Source organism: Ramlibacter sp. JJN2-2R, assembly GCF_057747835.1.
Map to the genome: position 1 here is coordinate 3,508,718 of NZ_CM173226.1, position 26,538 is coordinate 3,535,255.

General features: G+C 72.0%; 17 protein-coding genes. 2 read left to right on the forward strand and 15 right to left on the reverse strand.

Annotated elements, in window-relative coordinates:
• Positions 1-10 precede the first annotated feature (10 nt).
• From AC3ANR_RS17000 to AC3ANR_RS17010, 3 genes are all read right to left on the reverse strand, one after another.
• Positions 11-6,310 carry a type I polyketide synthase gene (locus AC3ANR_RS17000; RefSeq protein WP_488289288.1) on the reverse strand — a complete coding sequence of 2,100 codons (6,300 nt, stop codon included), beginning with the start codon at positions 6,308-6,310 and terminating at the stop codon, positions 11-13.
• 13 nt (positions 6,311-6,323) lie between these two features.
• Complete coding sequence (locus AC3ANR_RS17005) at positions 6,324-10,832, reverse strand: MupA/Atu3671 family FMN-dependent luciferase-like monooxygenase (protein WP_488291835.1); 4,509 nt, start codon at positions 10,830-10,832, stop codon at positions 6,324-6,326.
• Between the two features lie 62 nt (positions 10,833-10,894).
• Positions 10,895-11,692, reverse strand: a complete 798-nt coding sequence (locus tag AC3ANR_RS17010; RefSeq protein ID WP_488289289.1) for a 4'-phosphopantetheinyl transferase family protein — start codon at positions 11,690-11,692, stop codon at positions 10,895-10,897.
• Between the two features lie 147 nt (positions 11,693-11,839).
• Here AC3ANR_RS17010 and AC3ANR_RS17015 point away from each other — a divergent pair, with 147 nt between their 5' ends.
• On the forward strand, positions 11,840-12,688 hold the full coding sequence (locus AC3ANR_RS17015) for a polysaccharide deacetylase family protein (protein ID WP_488289290.1): 849 nt from the start codon (positions 11,840-11,842) through the stop codon (positions 12,686-12,688).
• Positions 12,689-12,704: 16 nt separating this feature from the next.
• On the opposite strand, the gene AC3ANR_RS17020 is transcribed toward AC3ANR_RS17015, so the two are convergent.
• The 12 genes from AC3ANR_RS17020 to apbC all read right to left on the reverse strand — a co-directional run bounded on the left by AC3ANR_RS17020 (position 12,705) and on the right by apbC (position 24,388).
• Positions 12,705-13,550, reverse strand: a complete 846-nt coding sequence (locus tag AC3ANR_RS17020; protein ID WP_488289291.1) for a formate dehydrogenase accessory sulfurtransferase FdhD — start codon at positions 13,548-13,550, stop codon at positions 12,705-12,707.
• A 44-nt stretch (positions 13,551-13,594) separates the two neighbouring features.
• Positions 13,595-14,083 carry a hypothetical protein gene (locus AC3ANR_RS17025; RefSeq protein ID WP_488289292.1) on the reverse strand — a complete coding sequence of 163 codons (489 nt, stop codon included), beginning with the start codon at positions 14,081-14,083 and terminating at the stop codon, positions 13,595-13,597.
• Between the two features lie 10 nt (positions 14,084-14,093).
• The gene (locus AC3ANR_RS17030; RefSeq protein WP_488289293.1) at positions 14,094-15,326 is read right to left on the reverse strand and encodes a formate dehydrogenase subunit gamma; all 1,233 of its coding nucleotides are present in this window, start codon (positions 15,324-15,326) and stop codon (positions 14,094-14,096) included.
• Positions 15,310-15,531: a hypothetical protein gene (locus AC3ANR_RS17035; protein WP_488289294.1), complete on the reverse strand. Its 222-nt coding sequence runs from the start codon at positions 15,529-15,531 to the stop codon at positions 15,310-15,312. Before AC3ANR_RS17035 ends, AC3ANR_RS17030 begins: the two co-directional genes overlap by 17 nt.
• Entirely contained in the window at positions 15,528-16,145 is a 618-nt protein-coding gene (fdh3B, locus tag AC3ANR_RS17040) for a formate dehydrogenase FDH3 subunit beta (protein ID WP_488289295.1), read from the reverse strand. The genes AC3ANR_RS17035 and fdh3B overlap by 4 nt, the downstream gene beginning before the upstream one ends.
• A gap of 17 nt (positions 16,146-16,162) precedes the next feature.
• Positions 16,163-19,132 carry a formate dehydrogenase subunit alpha gene (locus tag AC3ANR_RS17045; protein WP_488289296.1) on the reverse strand — a complete coding sequence of 990 codons (2,970 nt, stop codon included), beginning with the start codon at positions 19,130-19,132 and terminating at the stop codon, positions 16,163-16,165.
• A gap of 23 nt (positions 19,133-19,155) precedes the next feature.
• Positions 19,156-19,362 (reverse strand): formate dehydrogenase, encoded by a 207-nt coding sequence (locus AC3ANR_RS17050; protein ID WP_488289297.1) that lies wholly within the window; start codon positions 19,360-19,362, stop codon positions 19,156-19,158.
• A 137-nt stretch (positions 19,363-19,499) separates the two neighbouring features.
• A complete protein-coding gene (locus AC3ANR_RS17055) occupies positions 19,500-20,117 on the reverse strand; it encodes a TorD/DmsD family molecular chaperone (protein WP_488289298.1) in 618 nt (205 codons plus the stop codon).
• Positions 20,110-22,194 carry a 4Fe-4S binding protein gene (locus AC3ANR_RS17060; protein WP_488289299.1) on the reverse strand — a complete coding sequence of 695 codons (2,085 nt, stop codon included), beginning with the start codon at positions 22,192-22,194 and terminating at the stop codon, positions 20,110-20,112. The genes AC3ANR_RS17055 and AC3ANR_RS17060 overlap by 8 nt, the downstream gene beginning before the upstream one ends.
• Positions 22,121-22,753, reverse strand: coding sequence for a DUF3306 domain-containing protein (locus AC3ANR_RS17065; protein WP_488289300.1), 633 nt, complete (start codon positions 22,751-22,753; stop codon positions 22,121-22,123). Before AC3ANR_RS17065 ends, AC3ANR_RS17060 begins: the two co-directional genes overlap by 74 nt.
• Positions 22,746-23,291, reverse strand: a complete 546-nt coding sequence (locus tag AC3ANR_RS17070; RefSeq protein WP_488289301.1) for a DUF3305 domain-containing protein — start codon at positions 23,289-23,291, stop codon at positions 22,746-22,748. Before AC3ANR_RS17070 ends, AC3ANR_RS17065 begins: the two co-directional genes overlap by 8 nt.
• Before the next feature lie 8 nt (positions 23,292-23,299).
• A complete protein-coding gene (gene apbC / locus AC3ANR_RS17075; protein WP_488289302.1) occupies positions 23,300-24,388 on the reverse strand; it encodes an iron-sulfur cluster carrier protein ApbC in 1,089 nt (362 codons plus the stop codon).
• 78 nt (positions 24,389-24,466) lie between these two features.
• Between apbC and metG the strand changes: the two genes are divergently transcribed.
• Positions 24,467-26,524 carry a methionine--tRNA ligase gene (gene metG, locus AC3ANR_RS17080; protein ID WP_488289303.1) on the forward strand — a complete coding sequence of 686 codons (2,058 nt, stop codon included), beginning with the start codon at positions 24,467-24,469 and terminating at the stop codon, positions 26,522-26,524.
• Positions 26,525-26,538: the final 14 nt, after the last annotated feature.

Sequence of the window (26,538 nt, forward strand, 5' to 3'; positions counted from 1 at the left end):
GGCGACAGGATTACGCCACCGGGCTGAGGCCCCGCGACACGCTCGGGCGCGTCGGGCCGCGGCCTTCGCTCGGCGGCGCCGCCTCCGCCCCGGGCGCGGCATCCAGGCGGGCCAGCTCGCGCCGGAACGCCTCGATCACCTCCGACACGCCCGGCTCGGCCATCATCGTGAAGTGCGAACCGCTGATCTGCGTGACGCGCACCTCGCCGGTCACGAACTCGTCCCAGCCGAGCTGGGGCCCGGCGTAGAGGTACACCGTCTCGGCGAGCGCGGCGCGGAACAGCACCACCTCGCCGTCGTAGGGCAGCGGCTTGTATTGCGCCTGCGCCTCGGTGAAGGTGCGGTACAGCAGGAAATCCACCAGCTCGGGCGTCAGCGGCTCGCCGCGGACCTGCTTTTCCAGCGCGACCTGGTAGCTGCGCTCCATCTCGCGGCCGCGCTTGCGGCGCGCCGGCGTGTCGAGCGCGAACGCCAGGGTCCAGTGGCGCTTGAGCCAGACCTTCTGCCAGAGCGGCACGCGCCGGCCGGCCGCCGTCGGCGAGAGCGTGTCGATCATCATGATCGTCTCGACCTCGGCGCCGTCGCGCCGCAGCTGCTGCGCCATCTCGTACGCGATGACGCCGCCACCCGAGTAGCCGGCCAGCCGGTACGGGCCCGTGGGGTCCACGGTGCGGATCGCCTCCACGTACTGCGCGGCCATGGCCTCGACGCTGGTGAGCGGCGGCAGCCGGCCGTCCACGCCCTGCGCCTGCAGCCCGTAGAACGGCTGCTGCGGCCCGAGGCGGTCGGAGATCACCTTGAAGTTCAGCACGTTGCCGCCGGCGCCGTGCACGCAGAACAGCGGCCGGCGCTCGGGCGCGCCGCGGCAGATCGGCACCAGCGGCGACCAGGCGCGCGGCAGCTGGATCACGTTGGACGGCGGCGCCGCCGCGGGCTGCGCGCCCGGCATGCTCGTGTCCAGGTTGCCGGCCTGCGCCACCAGCGCGGCCAGCCCGGCGAGCGTGGAACCCTGGAACAGCGTGGCCAGCGGCAGGTCGACGTTCCACTGCTTGCGGATGCGCGCGAACAGGCGCACGGCGGCGAGCGAGTGGCCGCCGAGGGCGAAGAAGTCGTCGTCGCGGCCGACCTCGTCGATGCCCAGCAGCTCGCGCCAGACCTCGGCGATGACCGCCTCCACCGGATTGAGCTGCGCGGCCGACGGCGCGGGCGAGCGGCTGGCCGCCACCGGCGGCAGCGGCTTGGGCGCCGCCTCGCTCATCGCGCGGCGGATCGCCGACAGGGCGATGGAGGACACCACGATGTCGCGCTCGCCGCCGCCGAGCACGCGCTCGAACAGCGCCGGCGCGTCCTCGATCCGCAGGCCACCGGCCAGCATCGCCTCGGTCAGGCTCGGCTCGCGCCGGGCCTGCGCCGCGGCATGGCGCGACAGCGCCTGCGGGTCGACGCCGCGCAGGCTGAAGCCCTCGAAGGTGGCGATGGGCGCGCCCTCGGGCGTGTGCAGCGCCACGTCGAAGGCGGCGAAACGCTCGTGCGACGCGCCCTTGAGCTCCACGCGGCTCGTGCAGCGCAGCGACAGCGGCGCGACGATGCGGATGCGGTCCACCGACAGCGGCACGAAGAGGTTGTCCTTGCGCTGCGCGGCATCGAGCAGGTGCAGCCCGAAGGTCGCGGCGATGTCGGTCACGGCCGGATGCAGCGCGTAGGGCTGCAGGTCAGCGGCGAAGCGATCGGGCAGCGCCATCTCGGCGATCCCGCGGCGGCCGTCCAGCTGCATGCGCGCGATGTTGTGCCAGCGCGGACCGAAGGCCACGCCCTGCTGCGGCAGCTCGCCGTCGCGCCAGCTGCCCGCGGGGTGGTGGGGGTTGGGCGACAGCGTGCCCTTGAAGCGGCCGACCATGGCGCGCGCGTGCTGCTGCCAGGGCTCGCCCGGCTCGGCGCGGCTGCGCACGAGGAACTCGTAGCCCTCGCCCGCGCGGCGCAGGTCGATGCGCACCTGGCGCCGGCCCGCGGGCTCGAACACCATCGCCTCCTCGAACGACAGCGAGCGGATCTCCACCCCGCTGCCGGGGTGCAGCTGGGCCATCGCGGCGCGCGCGATCTCGATGTAGGCCGTGCCCGGGAGCACCGGGCTGCCGGCCACCGAGTGTTCGCGCAGCACCCACAGGTCCTGCGCGTCGTACACGGCCTCGAACGCGGGGCCGCTCTCGGACTCGACCTTGCTGCCCAGCAGCGGGTGCATGCCAGGCGTCGCGGCGGGCCGCGGCGCCTTGCCGTACGCCCGCGCGGCCATGCCCTGGTCGCCCCAGATGCCCCAGTGGATCGCCAGGCCGTCCGGCCGCGACGCGGCCAGCGCGTCGAGGAAGGCGTTGGCCGCCACGTAGTCGACCTGCCCGGGCGGGCCGAGGTAGACGCTGGTGGACGAGAACATCGCGAACACCTCGAGCTCGCCGGGCGGCAGCAGCTCGTGCAGCACCTGCGCGCCGGCGGCCTTGGGCGCCAGCACCTCGCGCAGCGCCTCGGGGGTCTTGGCGGCGATCGGCGCGTCGTGCAGCGTGCCGGCGGCGTGGAAGACGCCGTGCACCGCGCCCCAGCGCCTGCGCACGTCGGTGACCACCTCGGCCATAGCGACCGCATCGGCCACGTCGGCGCTGTAGGTGGCCACCTGCGCCCCGCTGGCCTCCAGCGCGAGCAGCCGGCGCACCAGGCGTGCCGCCTCGCCGGCATCGTCGCCCGCGGCGAGCGCCGCCCAGCCCTCGCGGGCCGGCAACGCACGGCGGCTCACGAGCGCCAGCCGGGCGCGGTAGCGCCGCGCCAGGAACTCGGCCAGCGCGAGCGCGATGTCGCCGAGGCCCCCGGTGACCAGGTACACGCCGCCTTCGCGCACGAGCGGGCGCGTCGACGCGGCGGCGGCCGGCTTGCCCAGCCGCGCCACCGAGCGCGTGCCGTTGCGCCAGCCGACCAGGTCGGCGCCGGTGCCCGCGAGGCACTCGGCGACGATGGCGCGGCACGCCGCGGCCGACGAGGTGTCCTGCGGGTCCAAATCCAGCAGCACGCTGCTGACGTTCGGCACCTCGCGCGGGATCACGCGGCACGGGCCGAGCGCGAGGCCGCCCACCGGGCTGGTGACCGGGCGGCCATCCACGGCCTGGCTGCCCGCCGTGACGACGGCCAGCCGCACGGGCTGGCGCACGTCCAGCGTCTGCAGCGCGCGCGCGATGTTCACCAGGCTGTCGAACGCCAGCGCCTGGCCGGCGAGGCCCCGGGCCTGCGCGGCCTCCAGGGCCCACAGGTGCACGATGTGGTCCGGCAGGCGGCCGGCCTGCTCGAGGGCGGAGAACAACCGCTCGGCGTCGGCCGCTTCGGCCGGCGCCACCGTGAAGCTGCCGTCGGCGGCCGCGGCGAACGACGCGCCGTGGCGCACCAGGGTGGCCTTGCCGCCCTCCTCCGCGATCCGGCGCAGCACGCCGGCGGTGGCGGCCTCCTCGCCGCCGAAGACCAGCCACTGCGCACCGGCCTGCGCCGTCACGTGCGGCAGCGGCGACGGGCTCCACTGCGGCACGCCGAACCAGTCGTCCAGCTGCGGCAGCCGGGTGATGGCGCGCGGCGACGCGGCCTCTTCCCGCGCCGCTTCCACCGCGCCCTTGCCGGGCTCGATCCAGTGGCGCTGGTGGTCGAACGCATAGGTGGGCAGCGAGATGCGCCGCGGCTTGCCGCCGCCGCGCACCACGTCCCACTCGGGGGTGAGGCCGCGTGCCCACAGCGCGCCGAGCGAGTGGAGCATCAGTGCCAGGTCGCCGGTGGGCTCTTGCGGCTTGCAGGTGGAGGCCAGCACGGTGCGTTGCTGGCCCTGCAGGTTCTGGCGCGCCAGCGCGCCCAGCCCCTGGCCCGGGCCGGCTTCCAGCAGCACGGCGTCACCGAGCTCGAGCAGCCGCGCCAGGCCGTCGGCGAAGCGCACCGGCTCGCGCAGGTGCCGCACCCAGTAGCCGGGATCGGCCAGCAGCGCCGCGTCGGCCCAGTCGCCGCTCAGGTTGGAGATGAACGGGATCGTGGGCGCCGACAGCCGCACGCGCGACACGCCGTCGCGGAAGCGGTCCAGGATGCCGTCCAGCAGCCGCGAATGCGCCGCGACGTTGATGTGCAGGCGGCGGCCTTCCTTGCCCTGGGCGGCCAGGCGCCTGCCCAGCTCCTCGATGCCGGCCGTGGCGCCGGAGGCGATGCACAGGTCCGGCGCGTTGATGACGGCGATGTCGAGCTCCAGGCCCTGCAGCAGCGGGCGCAGCTCGGCCTCGGCGAGGTCCACGGCGAGCATCGAGCCGGCGGGCGCCTCCTCGAACAGCTGGCCGCGCAGCACGACCACGCGCAGCGCGTCGGCCAGGCCCATGACGCCCGCGATGGTGGCGGCGGCGTACTCGCCCGCGCTGTGGCCGATCACGGCCGCGGGGCGCACGCCCCAGCTCTCCCACAGCCGTGCGACGGCGTACTCCAGCACGAACAGCGCCGGGATGTTGTAGCGCGGCTGCTCGAGGGTGCGGGCAGCCTGCGCATCGCCCGGCTCGCGCTCGAACATGATCGCGTGCAGGTCGCGTGGCGCGTCGGCGGGCATCTGGGCGAAGCACTCGTCGACGGCGGCGCGGAACGCGGGCTGCGACAGCAGTTCGCGGCCGGCACCGGGATAGCCGGCACCGCCGCCGGGGAACATCATCACCACCGCCGGGGCGTTGGCGCCGGCCTTGCCGGTGGCCACGCGCTGGGGCTGGCGGGTGTCGAGCGCGGCGGCCAGCCCCTCGACGTCCTTGGCCACGATGACGCAGCGATGCGCGAACGCGCGGCGGCCCACCTGGGTGGTGAAGGCCGCGTCGGCGAGCTGGAAACCCTCGGGCGGCTGGGCCAGGAAGTCGCTCCACTTGGCCTTGAGCCGCTCGAGCGAGCCGGGCGTGCGCGCCGACAGCGTGAGCACCTGCCAGGGCTGCGACGGCGCCTGCGTGGCGATGACCGGCGGCTCCTCGACGATCACGTGCGCGTTGGTGCCGCCGACACCGAGCGAGTTGACGGCGGCACGCCGCGGCGCGGCGCCGCGTTGCCAGGGCCGCGCCTCGTTGACCACGCGGAACGGCGTCTTGTCCAGGTCGAAGCGGCTGTTGGGCCGGCGGAAATTCAGCGTCGCCGGCAGCAGCCCGTGGCGCAGCGCGAGCGACACCTTGATCAGCGACGCGGCGCCGGCGGCGGTGTCGAGGTGGCCGATGTTGGTCTTGAGCGAGCCGAGCCCGCAGAAGCCGCGCCCGCCCTCGCCGTAGGCCTGCGTGAGCGCGGCGACCTCGATCGGGTCGCCCACCGCCGTGCCGGTGCCGTGGGCCTCGATGTAGCTGACCGTGCCCGGCTCGACGTTGGCCACGGCCAGCGCCTCGACTGCGGCGCGCGCCTGGCCATCCACGCTGGGCGCCAGGTAGCCGGCCTTCTGCGAGCCGTCGTTGTTGACGGCCGAGCCGCGGATCACGGCATAGATGTTGTCGCGGTCGCGCACCGCGTCTTCCAGCCGGCGCAGCACGACCACGGCGGCGCCGCTGCCGAACAGCGTGCCGCTGGCGCCCTCGTCGAACGCGCGGCAGTGGCCGTCGGGCGAGAGGATCTCGCCTTCGGCGAAGCGGTAGCCGTGCCGGTGCGGCAGCTCGATGCTCGCCGCGCCCGCCAGCGCCATGTCGCACTCGCCGGCCAGCAGGCTCTGCGCCGCGACGTGCACGGCCACGAGCGAGGTCGAGCAGGCGGTCTGGATGCCGACGCTCGGGCCCTTCAGGTCGAGCAGGTAGGACACCCGGGTGGTGAGGAAGTCCTTGTCGTTGCCGGTGTGCCGCAGCAGGAACAGGCCGACCGACTTCTTCAGCTCGGGATTGGTGAGCAGGTTGTACGGCAGGTAGGCCTGCATGCCGCAGCCGCCGAAGACGCCGATGGCGCCCTCGAACTTCTCGGGCGGGTGGCCCGCGTCCTCCAGCGCCTCCCAGGCGGCCTCGAGGAAGTGGCGGTGCTGCGGGTCCAGGATGGCCGCGTCGCGCTTGGAGAAGCCGAAGAACTCGGCATCGAACATCTCCATGTCGGGCAGCACGAGGCTGGCGCGGACATAGTTGGGGTCGGCCAGCTCGGCGTCGCTCACGCCGGCGGCGCGCAGCTCCTCGTCGGTGAGCCACTGCGTCGCCTCGCGGCCCGCGGCCAGCAGCTTCCACAGCTCGCCGGGCGTGCGCGCGGCGGGGAAGCGGCCGGCCAGGCCGACGATGGCGATGCAGCCTGGTTCCAGTCCCTCGGGAATCGAATCGCTCATGAGTCGTTCTTGGTCAAGCGGTGGGCGTGGGCTGCAGGTGGCGCGAGCGCAGCATGCGGCGTGCCTGGGCCCGGCTCTGGCCCTGCGAGACGGCGGTGGACGTGGCGCCGCCGCCCAGGTGCGCGGCCAGGCCGCGGATCGTCGGCAGGCGGAACATGTCGGTGATCGCCACCTCCTGTCCGGTTGCTTCGCGCAGCCGGCGCTGCACCTGCACGACCAGCAGCGAGTGGCCGCCCAGGTCGAAGAAGTTCTCGTCGGTGCCCACCGACTCCAGGCCCAGCACGTCCTGCCAGATGCCGGCGATGGTGCGCTCGAGCGGGTTGTCTGGCGTGCCGGCCAGCCGGGCCGCGCCCGCGGCCGGCGCCGCGATGCGCGCATCCGGCAGGGCATTGCGGTCGATCTTGCCGTTGGGCGTCATCGGCATCGCATGCAGCACCATCACCGCCTGCGGCACCATGATCTCGGGCAGTGCCTGCGCCACGGCGTCGCGCAAGGCGGCGCCCTGCAGCGCCGCGCCGGGCTTGGCGGTCACGTAGCCGGCGAGGAACTTCTGCCCCGCGGCGTCGCCGCGCGCCACCACCACGGCCTGCTTCACGCCCTCCTGGCGCAGCAGCACGCTCTCGATCTCGCCCAGCTCGATGCGGTGGCCGCGCAACTTGACCTGGTGGTCGATGCGGCCGAGGAACTCGAGCGCGCCGTCCGCGAGGCGGCGCACCAGGTCGCCGGTGCGGTACCAGCGCTGCCCCTGCGCATCGGTGACGAACCGCTCCGCGTTCAGCTCGGGCCGGTGCAGGTAGCCCTCGGTCACGCCGTCGCCGCCGATGAACAGTTCGCCGGGCACCAGCGCCGGGCACTCCGCGCCCCAGGGCGTGCGGATCGACAGCAGCGTGTTGGCGATCGGCTCGCCCAGCGGCACGTAGCCGTCGATGCGCTGCAGGTTGCCGGTGGTGGACCAGACGGTGGTCTCGGTGGGACCGTACATGTTCAGCAGCGCGCCGGGCACGAGCGCCCGCAGCTGGGTGGCCATCTCCAGCGGCAGCGCCTCGCCGCCCACCATCAATGCCTGCAGCTTCGACAGCGCGGCACGGCCCGGCGCGTCGGCCAGCAGCATGGCGGCCATGGATGGCGTGCACTGCAGGTGGGTGACGCCGTGCTGCAGCACGTTGTCGGCGACCGAGGCGCGCCGGCTGGTGGCGCGCGGCGCCTTCGCCGCTTCCATGAGCTGCTTGAGGTCCTGCAGGTGCTCGAGGACCGTGTCCGGCGCGATGCCGAAGTCGACCAGGCAGGCGATCTCGTCCACGCCCGCGGCCTGCACCTTGTCGACGAGCTCCAGGCAGCGCTGCGGCGTGCCGATCAGGGCGCTGCTGCCGTAGTAGCGGTGGAACGCGTGCTCCAGCAGGGCGTCCATCTCCTCCTCGGTCAGCGGCGCCGATTCCATGATCTCCAGCGGCGTGCGGCCGTCCGCGGCTGCGCGCTGCACGAAGGTCGGGAAGGTCCAGGCCGCCTTGCGCACCAGGTCCATCGCGCTGCGCAGGTAGTTCTTCATCGGCTCGCGCGCGACCTCGCGCGTGGCGTCCTCGTCGGTGCCGACGAAGGTGTGCAGCATCAGCGTCACGTGGCCCTGGCCGGGGTGGCCCGCCTTCTGCCAGGCGGCGCGGTACAGGCGCAGCTTCTCGGCGACGTCCTCGACCGACTGCCCCAGCAGGTGGGTCAGCAGGCGGCAGCCGAGCGTGCCGGCCTGCTCGAACGTCTTGGGATTGCCGGCGGCGGTGATCCACACCGGGATCTCCTTCTGCACCGGCCGCGGGAGCGTGCGGGTGGGCACGTCGTTGCCGTTCGGCCCCGGGAAGGGCACGGCCTCGCCGCGCCACAGGCGCCGCACCACGTCCATGCGCGAGATCATCTCGTCCTGGCGCTTGGCGAACGCCTGCGGCTGCAGCACGAAGTCGTTGGGCTGCCAGCCCGAGGCGAACGAGATGCCCACGCGGCCGTTGGAGAGGTTGTCCACGAACGCCCAGTCCTCGGCCACCCGCACCGGGTGGTGCAGCGGCAGCACGCAGCTGCCGGCGCGGATCTGGACGCGGCTCGTGCAGCCGGCCAGCACCGCGCTGGTCACCACCGGGTTGGGATACAGGCCGCCGAACGCATGGAAGTGGCGCTCGGGCGTCCACACCGCCGAGAAGCCCTCGCGGTCGGCGAACTTGGCGCCCTCGAGCAGCAGCCGGTAGCTGGCGCTCGGGTCGCGCGAATCGTCGCTGGCAAAGTAGAACAGGCTGAACTCCGGCGCCGGGGCGGCGGCCTGCGCCGCGTCCGAGTGCAGCACCACCGTGACGCCACGCGCCAGCGTCCAGTACAGCTCCAGCACCGAGATGTCGAACGACAGGCTGGTCACCGCGAGCCAGCGCGAGCCGGGCTCGCGCGGCACGCGCTCGTCCATGCCGGCGAAGAAGTTCATCACGTTGCGCTGCGTGACCACCACGCCCTTGGGCTTGCCGGTGGAACCGGAGGTGTAGATCACGTAGGCCGGGCGGCGCGGATCCGCCTCGGGCAGGGGCTGCCCGGCCACGGCCTCGCCGGCCTGGTCGACGCGCAGCAGCTTCTCGCCCGCGATGTCCAGGGCGCCGGCCGTGGCCGCGCTCACCAGCACCAGCGGCGCGCGCGAATCCTCCACCATGAACTGCAGGCGGTCCTTCGGGTATTCCGGATCGAGCGGCAGGTAGGCGGCGCCGGCCTTCATCACGCCCAGCACCGCCACCAGCAGTGCCGGCGTGCGCGGCAGGCACAGGCCGACCACGTCGCCCGCGCGCACGCCGCGCGCGGCCAGGCGCTGCGCGAGCGCGGTCGACTCGGCCTCGAGCTGGGCGTAGGTGAGCGACTCGGCGCCGGTCGTCACGGCCAGTTGGTCCGGCGTGCGCGCGGCCTGCGCGGCGATCGCCAGCTGCACCGACCCCTGTTCGTCGAACGGCGTGGGCGCGCGGCGCAGCCGCCGCAGGCCCTCCGCCTCGGTCTCGGGCACCAGCGGCACCTGGCGCAGCGCCGTGCGCGCGCCGGCGAAGGCGCGCAGCCAGCCGGCCAGCTGGGCGGCGAGCGCGACGCCCGTCTCCGGGCTGAATGCGCCGCCATCGAGCAGGAGCTCGAGATTGCCGCCCGCGTCGGTGGTGACCAGCAGGTCGCAGCCGGCCGCGCGCGGCTGCGGCACCAGCGCGATCGCCAGCTTGCGCACGGCCGCCAGCGGCACGTTGCGCTCGCCCAGGCGCAGCGGCAGGTCGCGCGGCATCGGCCCGGCGGCGCGCGCGCGGCCGATGTCGACCTCGGCGGCGGCCGCGGCCTGCAGCGTGTCGGCGTCGGGGGCGACGGCGGTGGTCAGGGGCACCCAGGGGTCGAGCCAGGTGGCCAAGCCCTGGGCCTGCTCCTGCAGCGCGGCGTCGGTGTACAGGAGCGAGACGCGCTCCTGGCCCGCGAGCATGGCCAGCCAGCACTGGATGGCCGCCACGGTGTTCGCGCCATGCGGGGTGGCGTCCAGCGGAAAGCGCAGGTCCTGCACGGCCGGGGCGCCCGTGCGGCGGGGATACGGCAGTTCCACCGGCGCGAGCGCATGCAGCGCGTCGGTCCAGTGCACCTCACCGCGCGCGATCGCCTCGGCACGCTCGGCCAGCCGCGCGCGGGCCGGCTCCGGCACGCCCAGCACGGCGCCGGCCTGCAAATTGGCGGTGCCGGCGCGGCCCTGCAGGTCGGTGCAGCCGCCCAGTTCGAGTTCGCCGCCGACGGCGGCGACGCGCAGCGTGTCCCCCGCGGCGTGCAGCACCGTGCCCGGCGCGGCGCCGCTGGCCGCTTCGTGCACCGTGGCCGAGCGCACGAGCAGCAGTTCGTCGCCCGCCAGCACCTTCGCGCGGCCGAGCGGATTGGCGTAGGAGCCGAAATCGAGCGCGCGCACCAGGGCGGCCAACTCGTGCGCCGGGCGCGAGAAATCGAGGGTGCCGAGCAGCGCCGGCCGGCGATGGCGGCCGAAGTACTGGCGCTCGCCGTGCTGCGGGTGCAGCGCGAGGTCGCCGCGCGCCAGGTCGTCGGCGATCTGCACGAAGCTGGCCAGGCCCGCCTCGTAGCACTTGGCGTTCAGGCTCAGCGCCGTTTCGGCGGGCGAGACCTCGAACGACGCCTGGCGCACGATGCGGCCGGCATCGGCCTGCGCCGTCATCTCGTGCCAGGTCACGCCGTGCACCGGCTCCTGCGCCATCAGGGCCCAGCAGGTCGCATTCAGTCCGGCATACCGCGGCAGCAGGGCATCGTGGAAGTTGACGGCCAGCCTGGCCGGGCGATCGAGCACCGCCTGCGGCAGCATGCGCAGGTTCGCCACGCTGAACAGGTAGTCGAAGCGGTGCGCATCGAGTTGCGCGGCCCAGTCGCCCTCCATCGCGATCGCGGGCACGCCTTGCGCGCGCGCCCACTCCAGGTTCGCGGCGCTGGCCGACACGACGGCCGTGACCTGGTGGCCCGCGCGGCGGAAGGCCTCCGCGCATTGCACCAGCAAGCTCCCATCCCCTACGAATACCGCATTTGTTGTGATCATCTTGCCTTCACACCGGGTTACGGATCGACGATGCTAGAAGCGGGCGCTTCGTCGTAGCGACGGTCCTTACACATTGACAACGCTTCGTACGGATCAGCTGGCGGGCGCTCGGCCAGTCGGTCGAACTCGACCAGCCGCACGCCCGTCACCTCGTCGCACGCGAGGGCGAGCACGTGGCCGGCGGGCGCGGGCAGCCGCATGACCACCATGCCCGCAGGCGCCAGCGTTTCGCCATCGATGACTTCGTAACAGTCCTCTCCATCCATCGTCCGCAGGGCGATGCGCGGATGGGCCGTCGACAGGCCGACGCCGCGCGCCTTCCAGTACGCCTCCAGCGCGGTCCACTGCATGAACACATCGGGCGCCTCGGTCCACGGATCGGCGGGTCGCGCGGTCACCATGAACGGCTCGAGCAGCGAGGGCTGCACGCCGGCCCGCACGGGCTCGACATCGATGCCCACGCGCGTGGCCCGCGCGATGGCGCAGGCCACCACGCCGCGGCTGCGCGTCAGGCTGAAGGCGGGGGCATCGTGGGCATCCAGCAGCACCGGGCGTCCGTGCGACGCGACGCCGAATCGCAGTTCGGCGGGATCCGCACCGAGGGCGGCGGCCAGTGCGAGGCGGCGCATCGCGTGCGCCACGACGAAGGCCTTGCGGTCCACCTCGAAATGGAAGGCCGCCGCGCGTTCGAGCTCGTGCGGCTCCAGCAGCCTGCCCAGGGCGTCGGACGCCGCGGCGCCGACCTTCTCCGGCCGCGCCGTCCAAACCTCGATCGCTCCCCGCTGCATCACCATCCTTAGGTTGCTTCCTGTCACAGGCAATGGTGCACGCGAGTGCCACGCTTGTGCGCATCAGTGGCCCGGACGGACTACCGGTTCTGCGGATGACAGGACGACGGGGTCCGCGCCTACAGCAAGGCTGAGGCAGCGGTCGAAGATCAGCTTGCCCAGGAGACACCAAGCATGCAATCCCATCCGGCAACGCCAGGCATCGCGGCCCGTGAGCGGCAACCCATCGCCATCCTGTCGTACCACCAGACGGCGCGTCCGCCGGGCCGGGGCACGCCGGTGCGCGCGCTGGTCCTGCCGCCCTGGCGCTTCGCGCTCCAGCTGCGCATGCTCAAGGCGCTCGGCTGGCGCGGCTTGTCGATGAGGGACCTGGAGCCCTACCTGCGCGGGGAGAAGACCGGCAAGGTGTTCGGCATCACGCTCGACGACGGTTACCTGAACAATTTCCAGAACGCCCTGCCCCTGCTGCAGCGGCTGGGCTTCACGGCCACCTCCTTCGTCGTCAGCGCCCAGATCGGCGGCTCCAATGTCTGGGACCACGACAAGGGCGCGCCGGCGGTGCCCCTGATGCAGCTGGACCACCTGCGGGCCTGGCTCGCGGCCGGCATGGAGGTCGGCGCGCACACGCGCAACCACGTGAACCTCATGCAGTGCGACGACGCGACGGCGCGCGAGGAGATCGCGGGCTGCAAGCGCGACCTGGAGGCGGCGCTCGGCGTGCCCGTGCGCAGCTTCTGCTACCCGTACGGGGACCACCGGCCCGAGCACGCCGAGATGGTGCGCGAGGCCGGCTACGCCATGGCCACGACGATCATCAGTTCGCGCGCGCGCTGGGACGACGACGCCCTGCGCCTGCCGCGCATCTCGGTGCACCTGCACGACTCGCTGCCGCTGCTGGTGGCCCAGGTCACGAGCGACTTCGAGGACTGGCGCATGCAACGGCCGGGCCGGCGCAACCTGCCGACCGCGCGTCCGGCCTACCGCACGCCGGCCGGCCTCGGCCGCGAACTGCGCGCGAACTGATCTGCGCGCGAACTGATCAGGGCGCCGTGGCCGCCTGCCCGGCGAGCCCGGGCTGCCAGCGCAGGCGCTGCGCGCCCGTATAGCAGAGGAACCGCTTGTTGAGCGCGCGGCCGATCGTGCACAGGCCCAGCCGGGTCGCGATCGCGTGCCCCATCTCGGTCATGCCGCTGCGCGAGACGACGATCGCCACGCCCATCTGCGCGGACTTGATGACCATCTCGCTGGTCAGGCGGCCGGTCGTGTAGAAGACCAGCGGCTGCGCGCCGGCATCGACCGGCTGCGGCTGCAGCCACATCCAGCCCGCGATGGTGTCGATGGCGTTGTGGCGGCCCACGTCCTCGACGAACAGCAGCAGTTCGCTGCCGCGGAACAGCGCGCAGCCGTGCACCGAACCGGCGGACTTGTACGTGCTCTCCTGGTGCCGGATGGCCTCCAGGATGCCGTACAGCGCCTGCTGGTCCAGCGACGCCTCGGGCAATGCGAGGGCGCCCACCTCGTCCATGAGCGCGCCGAACACGCTGCCCTGGCCGCAGCCGGTGGTGACCACGCGCCGCGCCGTGCGTTCCTCGATGCGGTCGATGCCCGCACGGGTCTTCACGGCGGCGCTGGACACCTCCCAGTCGACGGTGATGGACTCGATCTCGCCGGGCGACTGCACCAGGCGCTGGTTGCGCAGGTAGCCCAGCACCAGCCATTCGGGATGGGCGCCGAGCGTCATCAGGGTCACGAGCTCGCGGCGGTCGACATAGATCGTCAGGTCGCGCTCGGCCGGGATGGCGATGCGCTGGGGCACGCCGTGTTCGTCGACGGCGTCGATCTCGCGCGTGAGGGGCGCGCGGGCCTCGGTCAGGCGGGGCAGCATCGCGCGCAGTGTAGGCCGGGCCGAAGGGACCCGGCGCCGTGCGGTTACTTGGTGCCGGGGGCGACCTTGGACGACTCGGCGTTCACGCTCGGCGGCTTGGTGGCCATGCCGGCGGGCGAATGCGCGCCCGAGGTCTCCAGCGGCGTCTGCTGCGGCGGGTTGTAGGCGAACGGGCCCGGATCGCTGCAGGGGGTTGGCGGCGCGCCCGCGGTGGACACCGGCGTCGGCTGGCTGGCCGGGGCGGCGCCGACGGCCGCGGACGCGGCCCCCACCGGCGCGGGTGCCGACGCTGCCTTGGCCACCGTGGCGGAGGCCGGCGCCGCCGGACGGGTCGCGCTCTTGTTGGCGAACTTCGCGGCGACGCGGTCCTGCGCCTTGCACAGCTGGTAGGCGTCGACCTTGTTCTGCCACGCGGCCTTGGCGGCGGTCTCGGCCGCCTTGGCCTTGGACGTTTCGTCCGGCACGGGCAGCTTGGCGAACGCGGCGCCACCGAAGGACGCGGCGAGCAGGACGATGAGGAGTCGCTGGGTCATGGCTTGTCTTTCAGGCGGTGCGGGCGGGATCGACCGGCAGGGGCGGAACCGCGGGCTTGCTGCGCTGGGCCGGGATCTTGCCGGCGGCGATCTCGTCGTACCAGTAGGCGTGGTGCTCGCGCGCCCAGTCGTCGCCGACCCAGCCGTCGCGCATGGCGCTGTAGGCCCCGCGCATGCCGATGGTGCCGATGTAGATGTGGCCGAGGAACATGGCCATCATGAGCACGGTGGCCACGGCATGGACCATGTGCGCGACCTGCATGGTCTGGCGCTCGTAGACGATGCCCGGCAGCAGCTTGTCGAGCACGAGGCCCGAGGAGGCCACCACGATGCCCAGCAGGAACACGCCGCCCCAGAACACGACCTTCTCGCCGGCATTGAAGCGGTGCGAGGGCAGCTCGTGGCCGTCGCGCGAGAGCATGCCGCCCAGGTGCAGCGCCCAGCGCAGGTCGCCCCGTTGCGGCAGGTTGTCGCGCAGGAAGGTGATGAAGACGATGACCAGCGACACCACGAAGAGCGGGCCGACGAAGTTGTGCAGGTTCTTCAGCACGTAGGTCAGCCAGCCGAACAGCTGGGCGCCCATGAGGGGCCGCAGGATGAACTGGCCGAACGCCATCACCAGCCCGGAGATCGCCAGGATGGAGAACGCGATGGCGTTGGCCCAGTGCGCCGAGCGCTCGAACGGGGTGAAGCGCTCGATGCGCCGGCCGCCGTCGCCCACCTCGTGCTCGCCGATGCGGCCGCGCGTGAAGAAGAAGATCGCCAGCGCGCCCAGCACGATCAGCAGCAGCGAGCCGCCGTAGGGAATGAGCCACTGGTTGCGCACCTGCCGCCACGCTTCGCCCGCGTTGGTGTGGCGCGAGCCGGGATAGACGACGAAGGGCTGCACCAGCACGCCCGCCTCGGGCGCCTCGGACCTGGGCAGGCTGGAGAAGCCCTGCGTGCCCGAGCCGACCTGGCGCCACATCGGCGCGTTGTTGCCCGGCTGCACCCGGGCGCGCTCGCCGTTGGTCTGCTTCGCGTAGTTGGGGTCGGCGCTGGCGTCCGGCCGCACCTGCCCGGGCACCGCGCCTTCGGGCTTGACGCTGAAGATGTTCTGGCCCTGGATGCCTGCCGGCGCGGGCTGCGCGCCGGGCGTGGTGTTGGCGGCCGGCTGGCTGGCCTGCGCCAGCGCGCCACCGGCGACCGTGAGCGCCAGGGCGGCCGCGGCCAGCCAGCGCGGAAGGCTAGTTGACCTTGGCATAGTCGTTCTGCCCCTGGGCGCGCGTCTTGAGCTGCGCCTCCCAACTGGCGCGGTCGCCCGCCTTCCAGCCCGGGGCCTGGAAGACATGTCCCGTGCCCTGGAACGCGGCGGTGTCGCTGCGGATGTTGCTGCCGATCGTCTGCGGCTTCTCGCCGCAGGCGGCCAGCGCGAGCGCGCCGGCGGTGAGGATGGCAAGACGCATCATGACTTGGCTCCCGACGGCTGGCCGGCCTGCTGCGAGCCGTAGGCGGTGCCCCAGCCCCACACCTCGGCGCCCTTGCCGCGCTTGACCACGCGGTTGCGGAAGATGTCGGCCACCACGTCGCCGTCGCCGGCGAGCAGGGCCTTGGTGGAGCACATCTCCGCGCACGCGGGCAGCTTGCCCTCGGCGAGGCGGTTGCGGCCGTACTTGTCGAACTCGGCCTCCGAGCCGTTGGCCTCGGGGCCGCCGGCGCAGAAGGTGCACTTGTCCATCTTGCCGCGCACGCCGAAGGTGCCGCTGGCGGGGAACTGCGGCGCGCCGAACGGGCAGGCATAGCTGCAGTAGCCGCAGCCGATGCAGACGTCCTTGTCGTGCAGCACCACGCCCTCGTCGGTGCGGTAGAAGCAGTTGACCGGGCACACCGCCATGCACGGCGCGTCGGAGCAGTGCATGCAGGCGACCGAGATCGACTTCTCGCCCGGCACGCCGTCGTTGAGGGTGACCACGCGGCGGCGGTTCACGCCCCAGGGGATCTCGTGCTCGTTCTTGCACGCCGTGACGCAGCCGTTGCACTCGATGCAGCGCTCCGCGTCGCAGATGAATTTCATTCTTGCCATGTCGATCTCCCCTTCGCTCAGGCGAACCGCTCGATGTTGCAGATGGTCGTCTTCGTCTCCTGCATCATCGTCACGCTGTCGTAGCCATAGGTGGTGGCGGTGTTGACCGCCTCGCCGCGCACCACGGGGTGCGCGCCGTTCGGGTAGTACGCCAGCATGTCGGCGCCCTGCCAGCGGCCCGAGAAGTGGAACGGCATCCACACCGTGTCCGGGCCCACGCGCTCGGTGACCATCGCCTGCACCTTCAGGCGCGCGCCCGTGGGGCTGTTCAGCCACACGTACTCGCCGTTGCGGATGCCGCGGTCGGCGGCGGCCTTCGGGTTGATCTCGACGTAGGCCTCCTGCTGCAGCTCGGCCAGCCAGGGGTTCGAGCGCGTCTCCTCGCCGCCGCCCTCGTACTCGACCAGGCGGCCGGAGGTGAGGATGAGCGGGAACTTCTGCGCCACCTTGTCGGCGACGTTCTTCTCCTGCAGCGTCTTGTACAGGGTGGGCAGGCGCCAGAACGCCTTCTTGTCGTCGTGGGTCGGGTACTTGGCCACCAGGTCGGGCCGCGTGCTGTAGATCGGCTCGCGGTGCTGCGGGATGCCGTCGGGGAAGTTCCACACGACCGCGCGCGCCTTGGCGTTGCCGAACGGGTGGCAGCCATGGTTCTTCATGACCACCCGGATGATGCCGCCGGAGTTGTCGGTCTTCCAGTTCTTGCCCTCGGCCAGCAGCTTCTCGGCGTCGCTGAGCTCGTCCCACCAGCCCAGCTTCTTGAGCAGCACGTGGTCGAACTCGGGGTAGCCGGTGGTGATGTCGGCGCCCTTGGAGTGCGAGCCATCCTCGGCCAGCAGGTTGACGCCGTCCTTTTCCACGCCGAAGTTGGCGCGGAAGTTGCCGCCGCCGTCCATGACGTGCTTGCTGGTGTCGTACAGGTTGGGCGAGCCGGGGTGCTTGAGGTCGGGCGCGCCGTAGCAGGGCCACGGCAGGCCGAAGTAGTCGCCGGCGATGTCGTAGCCGGTCTCCTTGTCGACCCAGCTGCCCTTGGCCTTGAGCGACTTGACGTCGAACATGTGCATGCCGCGCATGTGCGCCTTGAGCCGCTCGGGGCTCTGGCCCGTGTAGCCGATGCTCCAGCAGGTCTTGTTGATCTCGCGCAGGATGTCCTCGGGCACGGGCTCGTCCATGCCCTTGACCTTCTGCATCTTGTAGTTCTTGACCAGTTCCTTGCCGAAGCCGAGCTTCTCGGCCAGCTGGTACATGATCATGTGGTCGCTGCGGCTTTCCCAGAGCGGCTCGATCACCTTCTCGCGCCACTGCAGCGAGCGGTTGGACGCGGTGACGGAGCCGCTGGTCTCGAACTGGGTGGCCGCGGGCAGCAGGTACACCGCGCGGTTGGGGTTCAGGTCCTCGGGCTTGCCGGGCATGGCCGCCATCGCCGCGGTGGCGGACGGATACGGGTCGATCACCACCAGCAGGTCGAGCTTGTCCATCGCCCGCTTCATCTCCAGCCCGCGGGTCTGCGAGTTGGGCGCGTGGCCCCAGAACACCAGCGCACGCAGGTTCGCGTCCTGGTCGATGTTCTCGTTCTTCTCCAGCACGCCGTCGATCCAACGCGAGACGGTGATGCCGGGCTTGGTCATCATCGCGGGGCTGGCGTAGCGGCCCTTGATCCAGTCGTAGTCGACGCCCCAGCCCTTGGCGAAGTGGCGCCAGGAGCCTTCCACCAGGCCGTAGTACCCGGGCAGGGAGTCGGGGTTGGGGCCGACGTCGGTGGCGCCCTGCACGTTGTCGTGGCCGCGGAAGATGTTCGCGCCGCCGCCGGACACGCCCACGTTGCCCAGCGCCAGCTGCAGGATGCAGGTGGCGCGCACCATGGCGTTGCCGATGGAGTGCTGGGTCTGGCCCATGCACCACACGATGGTGCCGGGGCGGTTCTCGGCCATCTGGCGCGCCAGGCCGGCCATGGTCTGCTCGTCGACGCCGCAGGCCTCCTGCACCTTGTCGGGCGTCCACTTGGCCAGCACGTCCTCGCGGACCTTGTCCATGCCGTAGACGCGGTCGTTGATGTACTTCTTGTCTTCCCAGCCGTTCTTGAAGATGTGGTGCAGGATGCCGAACAGGAACGGGATGTCCGAGCCGGAGCGGATGCGCACGTACTGGTCGGCCTTGGCGGCCGTGCGGGTGAAGCGCGGGTCGACGACGATGAACTTGGCGCCGCTCTCCTTGGCGTGCAGCATGTGCATCATGCTGACCGGGTGCGCCTCCGCGGCGTTGGAGCCGATGTACAACGCCAGCTTGGTGTTCTGCATGTCGTTGTACGAATTCGTCATCGCGCCGTAGCCCCACGTGTTCGCGACGCCGGCGACGGTGGTGGAGTGGCAGATGCGGGCCTGGTGGTCGGTGTTGTTGCTGCCCCAGTAGCTGACGAACTTGCGCATCAGGTACGCCTGCTCGTTGTTGTGCTTGGACGAGCCGACCCAGAACACGGAGTCGGGGCCGCTGGCCTTGCGCAACTCCTGCAGCCTGGCGCTGATCTCGCCCAGGGCCTGGTCCCAGCCGATGCGCTCGTACTTGCCGTTCACCAGCTTCATCGGGTAGCGCAGGCGGTACTCGCCGTGGCCGTGCTCGCGCAGCGCCGCGCCCTTGGCGCAGTGCGCGCCCAGGTTGATCGGCGAGTCGAACACCGGCTCCTGGCGCACCCAGACGCCGTTTTCCACCACCGCGTCGACCGCGCAGCCCACCGAGCAGTGGGTGCACACGGTGCGCTTGACTTCGACCTTGCCCTTGCCGACGGCGGTGTCGCGGCCCTCGGCGGCGCGGGCCTTCTTCACCAGCGTCAGGCTGGAGGCCGCGATGCCGACGCCGACCCCCAGGCCCGAGCGGCGCAGGAAGGCGCGGCGGTCGAGCGTGGGAAGCGCGTGCGACAGGCCGCGCTGCAGGCTGTGGACGAAGGGCGAGCGCGCGCCGGGCGCGGCCGCCTGCGATTTCTTGGTGAGCAGCATGGGGGTCTCCGGGTAGCGGAGGGTTAGAGGCGGGTCGTGCGGTAGTAGCGCTTGACGTGCTCGGAGAGCTCGTAGCCGCCGCCCCGCTCCGGCGGCTGCTTCGGCGTGGCCGTCGTCTCGGCGGCCTCGCGTGCGGCGGGGATCAGGCTGGCCGCGGCGGCTAGTGCGCCCGCGGTCCCGGCGCCTGCGAACAGGGTGCGCCGGGAGAGCTTGCTGGGGGGCTGGCTCATGGTGCTGTCTCCTACGAACTGCATGGTTGCCGGCATGGAAGGCCTGCCGATGTGACCGGAATGTATCCCCTTGTACGCATTTGGATGGACCGGGTATTCACGGCAGCCGAAAGAATTGCTCGGTCGTAAGGCCCGTGTCAGGCCAGCAGGTCGAAGCCCTGCTGCTCCACGCTGGCGAAGGCCTGCGTGAAGCCGGCGAGCGCGCCGTAGAAGCGCGCCCGCGGGTGCGCGGCGATGGCGTCGCACAGGGTGCCGATCCACGGCTGCAGATGGGCCGAGAAGAACTCGCGCTGGCGCGCGAGGTTGGCCACCGCCACGTCGTCGCCGGCGATCAGGTAGCGCATCACCTCGCACAGGTAGGCCAGGTGGTCCTCGGTCTCCGGCATCGCCTCGTCGCGCGTCAGGCCCAGCGCCTGCAGGTCGCTGCGCAGCTGGGCGAGCGGCCGCTCGTTGAGGAAGCCACTGAGATAGTGCGAGCCGAACAGGAAGATGTCGGGCTTGCCCACGCCGCCGAACAGCGCATCGAACTCGGCGGCGATGGCGCCGGCGTCCAGGTCGCGGGCCGCGGCCACGACGGCCCGCCACGGCTCCTCCAGGAAAGCCCCCGCCGCCGGCGCCTCGGTGACGGCGACGCGCAGGGCCCCCAGCAGCTCGGCGGGCGGCGGCGCGTAATAGAGCTGCGCCAGCAGGCCGTAGACGTCGGCCCGGGCAGTCTCCTCGTCCAGCGCGGACGACACCGGCGGCGCTTCAGACATCGCTGATCCTCACTTCGTGCTCGGCCGAATACATGTCGACCACGCGGCAGTCGCCGCACATCTTCAGGCGCTCCTGCGCGGCGCCCTGGAACATGGGATGGCCCGAGAGCTTGCCCAGCATGGCCTCGATCGCCTTCAGGGTGCCGAAGGGCTTGCCGCAGCGCACGCAGGCGAAGGGTTTTGTCTCGTTCAGCACGCGCGCCTCGCGCCGCTGGGGCGTGAGCAGCAGGCGCGGCTGCAGCGTGATGGCGTCCTCCGGGCAGGTGGTGGCGCACAGGCCGCACTGCACGCAGTTGCGCTCGATGAAGCGCAGCTGCGGCGCCTGCGGGTTGTCCTGCAGCGCGCTGGCGGGGCAGGCGCTCACGCAACTCATGCACAGCGTGCAGCGGTCCTTGTCGACGGCGATGGCGCCGAACGGCGAGCCCTCGCGCGGCAGCTCGATCGTCTCGGGCAGCGCCGGGGCCTGGGCGACCAGGTGGTCCAGGGCCAGCTCGAGCGTCGCGCGCTTTTCCGTCGCGACGGCGAAGCGGGCCGGCTCCTTCGGCCCGGCCTGGCGGGTGGCCTGCAGCGAGCGCAGGCCGGCGTCCAGCGCCGCCGGCGAGTCGGCGCGCAGCAGCTCGAAGTGCGTGCCGGCGTAGCCCAGGCCGCGCACGATGGCCTGCGCCACCGCCATCTGCGCCTGCAGCCCCGCCAGGTACTGCGGCGCCTCTTCGCCCGTGACGAGCACCACCACCTGCCGGGCACCGAACGCGATGGCCGACAGCCACAGGTCGATGCCGGTGCTGGCGGTGTGCCACAGGGCCACCGGGATGACATGGGCCGGGATGCCGTGCGCGCGGCCCAGGCGGGCCTGGCGGCCGAGCGCCTCGACCAGCGACTGGCCACGCTCCTGGCTGTGCAGCAGCAGCGTCGCGTCGCGGCCGCCGGCCTGCGCGTACGTGGCCAGCAGGGTGCGCAGCTTGAGCCCCTGCTCGCCCGCGCGCGGGTACGCGTACGTCAGCGCGCCGGTGGGGCACACGGTGGTGCAGGCGCCGCAGCCGACGCACAGGTTCGGGTTGACCTGGATCTGCTGGCGCTCGCGGTCGCTCGAGATGGCGAGCGCCGAGCAGATCTCGACGCAGGCGTTGCAGCCCACCTGCTCGTTGCGGCTGTGGGCGCACAGCTTCTGCTTGTAGACGAAGAACTTGGGCTTCTCGAACTCGCCGACCAGCTCGCGCAGGCGCAGCACGGTGCGCAGCCCCTCGGGGCCGTCGGGCGCCGGCACGTGGAAATAGCCCTGGGGCGGCGCGTGCTGCGCGAACGCGGGCTGCGCGCGCAGGTCGAGCACCAGGTCGAAGGTGTCGCTGTCGGTGCGCGCGGGGCGCTCGAAGTCGATGGCGCCGGCGGCCTCGCACGCCTTCACGCACGCGCGATGGCCGGTGCAGCGCGCCAGGTCGACCTGGTAGTCCAGGCCGATCGCCTGCTCGGGGCATGCGGCCACACAGGCATTGCAGCGCGTGCACATGTCCAGGTCGATCGGGTTGGTGGCGGTCCAGGTGAGCTGGAAGGCGCCCAGCCAGCCGGTGAGCGCGTCGATGCGGCCGGCGAGCACGGGATGGCGCCGCTCCTGCGAGCCGGCGCCGCCCTGCGCGAACAGGGTGACGTCGAGGGCGTCCTGCAGCAGCGCCGCGGCGCGCTCGGCCTGCTCGAGCGCGCCGATCACCAGCACGCGGCCGGCGCTGCGGTAGGTGACCGTGGGCACCGGCTCCGGCTCGGGCAGCCGGGCGGCCGCCAGCAGCGCGGCGATCTTGGGCATGGCCTGCGACGCGTCGCGGCTCCAGCCGCCGGTCTCGCGGATGTTGACGAACCGCACCGGCGCGAGGGCGCCGGGCGTTTCCTGGCCGATCTCGGCGAACAGCCTGCTTTCCTGGGTGCAGGCGACGACCACGGGCTCGGCCCCCTGGATCGCCTGCTGGTAGGCGCCCGCTTCGCGGCGGCACAGCGTGCTGTGCAGCGCCAGCGGCTCACCCAGTGCCGTGCCCAGGCTCGCCGCCTTCAGCGGCATCGTCTTGTTGCAGTCGCAGATCAGGGTGGGCATCGGGCGCGGGGGAAATGGGGTCGGACAGGGGGGCGTCCGACTGTGCCACGGTTTGCGCGCCCGGCTCGTCGGTGGAACCACTTGGCCCCGAACCCGGCTCGTCTTCCCGGTCTTCCGCACGGAAGAGCCCCAGGAACTGCGCGCTGGCCAGTTGCCGCAGCATCGACTCCGGCATCGGGTCCGGCTGGCTGTAGTCGTCGATGTAGACGTCCAGCCCGTCCATCACGTTGTAGCGCGGGTCGGCGAACAGCTTGCGGACCGCCGCGTTCTTCACGTCCGGGGCCACGTCGCGCGCGACGAAGCGGCGGAAGTCGGACTCGGGCGTGAGCCGGCTCGCGTCCTCCAGCGTGGGCGGCGGCTCCGGGGCCGGCTGGGCCGGCGCGGGGGCCGCTTCGGCACGCACCGGCTGCGCGGGCGCGGGCGCGGGCGCCGCAGGCGCCACCGCCGGCGCCCCGTCCGGCGCCGGTGCGGCGGCGTCCTCGGGCTCGGCCTCCAGCGGCTTGCCCTCCCTGGCATCGAGCTTGCGGCGCGACCAGCGGCCCAGGAAGCCTTCAGACATGGCCGCCCCCGCCCTTCTTGCCGGTGCTCACGCTCGCGGGATTGCCGAAGCGGTCCTGCAGCGGCCGGAAGCTCTCGGGCCGCTTGCGCTTCTTGGGCTCCGGCACGTAGTGCGCCTCGACGAAGCTGCGCAGCCAGTCGACCACCTGCGGCGGCGCGGGCACCTGCTCCACCGTCTCCTGCGCGTCCAGCCAGCGCCCCGCGTCGTAGTAGCTCAGGGTGACGATCTGCGGCCGGGCGATGGGCTCGTCGGCCACGGTGGGCTCCTCCTCCATGCGCCAGAGCACGAACCAGCCGGGGGCGTCGGTGGTGGCGTTGAGGTAGTAGCCCTCGGCATCGTCGCGGAACAGCTCGACCGAGAAGCCGGGATGCAGCCAGCGCTCCTCACGCTCGCCGGCATAGATGCGCCGCGCCTCGGTGCCGAACGCAGGCTCGTGCTGCACGACGTCGTGCAGCACCCACCGCCATGGCTGCCAGCGGTTGTCGATGCGCTCGCGCCGCATCACGACGGCGACCGGCAGGCTCGGACGGTCGGCCATCGCGCGCCTCAAGTGTCCTTGGAGACGGTGATCGTCGGGAACTTGGCGGAGAAGTCCTTCGCCTTGGACGCGACCTTCACCGCGACCTGGCGCGCGACGTCCTTGTAGATGCCGGCCAGCTTGCCGTCCGGGTCGGCCACGACGGTGGGCTTGCCGCCGTCGGCCTGCATCCGGATCGACATGTCCAGCGGCAGCGCGCCCAGGTACGCCAGGCCGCGCTCGGCGGCGTAGCGCTTGCCGCCGCCCTCGCCGAAGATGTGCTCGACGTGGCCACAGTTGCTGCACACGTGCACCGCCATGTTCTCCACCAGGCCGACGATCGGCACGCCGACCTTCTCGAACATGGCGACGGCCTTGCGCGCGTCGAGCAGCGCGATGTCCTGCGGTGTGGTGACGATCACCGCGCCGGTCATGGGCACGCGCTGCGAGAGCGTGAGCTGGATGTCGCCGGTGCCCGGCGGCAGGTCGACCACCAGGTAGTCCAGGTCGCGCCAGTTGGTCTGCCGCAGCAGCTGCTCCAGCGCCTGCGTGGCCATGGGGCCGCGCCAGATCATGGCCTCGTCGGGGTTGACCAGGAAGCCGATCGACATGACCTGCACGCCGTAGTTCTCCAGCGGCTCCATGGTCTTGCCGTCGTCGCTCTCCGGGCGGGCGTCGATGCCCATCATCATCGGCTGGCTGGGGCCGTAGATGTCGGCGTCCAGCAGGCCCACCGAGGCGCCCTCGGCGGCCAGCGCCAGCGCCAGGTTGACGGCGGTGGTGCTCTTGCCCACCCCGCCCTTGCCCGACGCGACGGCGATGATGTTCTTCACGTTGGGCATCAGCTGCACGCCGCGCTGCACGGCGTGGGCGAGCACCTTGGTGGTGATGTTGACCGAGACGTTGGCCACGCCCGGCACGGCGCGGGCGGCGGCCACCAGCGCCTGGCGCAGCGCGGGCACCTGCGACCTGGCGGGATAGCCCAGCTCGACGTCGAAGGCGACGTCGCCGCCCTGCACCTGCAGGTTGCGGATGGCCTTGGTGGAAACGAAGTCCTGGCCCGTGTTCGGGTCCTTGACGGCCGCGAGCGCGGCGAGCAGTTGGTCTTGGGACGCCATGTCGGCTACTTCTTGGATGTGAACCGTCCAGTGTAGCGACCCCTCTAAAATCACGGGTTCCCCGCGGATTCCCTCCCCATGCCCCAGCGCAAGCTTTTCGTCACCACCGCCCTTCCCTACGCGAACGGCAAGTTCCACATCGGCCACATCATGGAGTACATCCAGGCCGACATCTGGGTGCGGCACCAGCGCATGGGCGGGCACATGGTGCACTTCGTGGGCGCCGACGACGCGCACGGCGCGCCCATCATGATCGCCGCCGAGAAGGCCGGCAAGACGCCGCAGCAGTTCGTCGCCGAGATCGCGGCCGGCCGCCGGGAGTACCTGGACGGCTTCCACATCCGCTTCGACAACTGGCACTCGACCGACAGCCCCGAGAACACCGAACTGGCGCAGGGCATCTACAAGGCGCTCAAGGCCAACGGGATGGTGACCACCCGCACCATCGAGCAGTTCTACGACCCGGTCAAGGGCATGTTCCTGCCCGACCGCTACATCAAGGGCGAATGCCCGGTCTGCCACGCCAAGGACCAGTACGGCGACAGCTGCGAGGTGTGCAGCAGCGTCTACGCGCCCACCGAGCTGATCGAGCCCTACTCCACCCTCACCGGCGCCCGGCCCGAGCTGCGCCACTCGGAGCACTTCTTCTTCCGGCTGTCCGACCCCCAGGTGGTCGACTTCCTCAAGGCCTGGACGCAGGACGGGAAACTGCAGCCCGAGATGGCCAGGAAGGCCGGCGAGTGGTTCGAGGCCGGCATGGCCGACTGGGACATCAGCCGCGAGTCGCCCTACTTCGGCATCGAGATCCCGGATGCGCCGGGCAAGTACTTCTACGTCTGGCTCGACGCCCCGGTCGGCTACCTGGCCAGCCTGAAGAACCACTTCGACAAGGGCCAGGCCCGCGGCCACTGGCACGCGCCCTCGCGCACCGAGGCGTCGTTCGAGCAGTTCATCGCCGACCCGCAGGTCGAGCAGGTGCACTTCATCGGCAAGGACATCGTGTACTTCCACACGCTGTTCTGGCCCGCCATGCTGCAGTTCTCGGGCCGCAAGACGCCCAGCCAGGTCAACGTGCACGGCTTCATCACCGTCAGCGGCGAGAAGATGAGCAAGAGCCGCGGCACCGGCATCGACCCGCTCAAGTACCTGTCGCTGGGCATGAACCCCGAGTGGCTGCGCTACTACATCGCCGCCAAGCTCAATGGCAAGGTCGAGGACGTCGACTTCAACCCCGAGGACTTCATCGCCCGCGTCAACGCCGACCTGATCGGCAAGTACGTCAACATCGCCAGCCGCGCGGCCAAGTTCGTGCCCGGCGGCAAGCTGGTCGGCCCGTTCCCGGGCAGCCAGGGGCGCAGCGAGCGCCTGCTGGACGAGGTGCGCAACCTGTACGAGGGCCGCGAGTACGGCAAGGCGCTGCGCGAGATCATGGCCTTCGCCGACGAGGTGAACCTGCGCTTCGACGGCGCCGCGCCCTGGAAGCTGGTCAAGGAAGGCAAGGCCGACGAGGCGGCGCTGGTGTGCTCCGAGTGCCTGGAAGCCTTCAAGGTCATGACCGCCTGCCTCAAGCCCGTGCTGCCGGCGCTGGCCGCCCAGGCCGAGGCGTTCCTGCGCTGCGAGCCGCTCGACTGGGCCACCGCCGCCCGGCCGCTCGGCCCCGGCCACCAGGTGGGCGACTACAAGCACCTGATGCAGCGTGTCGATCCCAAGCAGGTCGACGCGCTGTTCGAGCCGCCCGCTGCCGCGCCGGCGGCCGAAGCGGCGCCGGCCCTGCCCGGCGGCGAGGCCATCGCCCCGACCATCACCATCGACGACTTCGCCAAGGTCGACCTGCGCATCGCCAGGATCGTGAACTGCGAGGCGGTGGAAGGCTCGACCAAGCTGCTGCGCCTGACGCTGGACGTCGGCGAGGGCCGCACCCGCAACGTGTTCTCCGGCATCGCCTCGGCCTACCAGCCGGAGCAGCTGGTGGGCAAGCTCACGGTGCTGGTAGCCAACCTGGCGCCGCGCAAGATGAAGTTCGGCGTCAGCGAGGGCATGGTGCTGGCCGCCAGCCACGCCGACGACAAGGCCGACAAGGGCATCTACGTGCTGGAGCCCTGGCCCGGCGCGCAGCCCGGCATGCGGGTGCGCTGACCGGCGCTGGACTG

Bases quoted from the DNA above. Each gene is read 5' to 3' on its own strand.
- AC3ANR_RS17060 (WP_488289299.1), bottom strand. From the start codon at position 22,194: ATGCCCACCCTGATCTGCGACTGCAACAAGACGATGCCGCTGAAGGCG.
- AC3ANR_RS17000 (WP_488289288.1), bottom strand. From the start codon at position 6,310: ATGAGCGATTCGATTCCCGAGGGACTGGAACCAGGCTGCATCGCCATC.
- AC3ANR_RS17035 (WP_488289294.1), bottom strand. From the start codon at position 15,531: ATGATGCGTCTTGCCATCCTCACCGCCGGCGCGCTCGCGCTGGCCGCC.
- AC3ANR_RS17055 (WP_488289298.1), bottom strand. From the start codon at position 20,117: ATGTCTGAAGCGCCGCCGGTGTCGTCCGCGCTGGACGAGGAGACTGCC.
- apbC (WP_488289302.1), bottom strand. From the start codon at position 24,388: ATGGCGTCCCAAGACCAACTGCTCGCCGCGCTCGCGGCCGTCAAGGAC.
- AC3ANR_RS17070 (WP_488289301.1), bottom strand. From the start codon at position 23,291: ATGGCCGACCGTCCGAGCCTGCCGGTCGCCGTCGTGATGCGGCGCGAG.
- AC3ANR_RS17045 (WP_488289296.1), bottom strand. From the start codon at position 19,132: ATGCTGCTCACCAAGAAATCGCAGGCGGCCGCGCCCGGCGCGCGCTCG.
- AC3ANR_RS17015 (WP_488289290.1), top strand. From the start codon at position 11,840: ATGCAATCCCATCCGGCAACGCCAGGCATCGCGGCCCGTGAGCGGCAA.
- metG (WP_488289303.1), top strand. From the start codon at position 24,467: ATGCCCCAGCGCAAGCTTTTCGTCACCACCGCCCTTCCCTACGCGAAC.
- AC3ANR_RS17030 (WP_488289293.1), bottom strand. From the start codon at position 15,326: ATGCCAAGGTCAACTAGCCTTCCGCGCTGGCTGGCCGCGGCCGCCCTG.
- AC3ANR_RS17065 (WP_488289300.1), bottom strand. From the start codon at position 22,753: ATGTCTGAAGGCTTCCTGGGCCGCTGGTCGCGCCGCAAGCTCGATGCC.
- AC3ANR_RS17025 (WP_488289292.1), bottom strand. From the start codon at position 14,083: ATGACCCAGCGACTCCTCATCGTCCTGCTCGCCGCGTCCTTCGGTGGC.
- fdh3B (WP_488289295.1), bottom strand. From the start codon at position 16,145: ATGGCAAGAATGAAATTCATCTGCGACGCGGAGCGCTGCATCGAGTGC.
- AC3ANR_RS17050 (WP_488289297.1), bottom strand. From the start codon at position 19,362: ATGAGCCAGCCCCCCAGCAAGCTCTCCCGGCGCACCCTGTTCGCAGGC.
- AC3ANR_RS17020 (WP_488289291.1), bottom strand. From the start codon at position 13,550: ATGCTGCCCCGCCTGACCGAGGCCCGCGCGCCCCTCACGCGCGAGATC.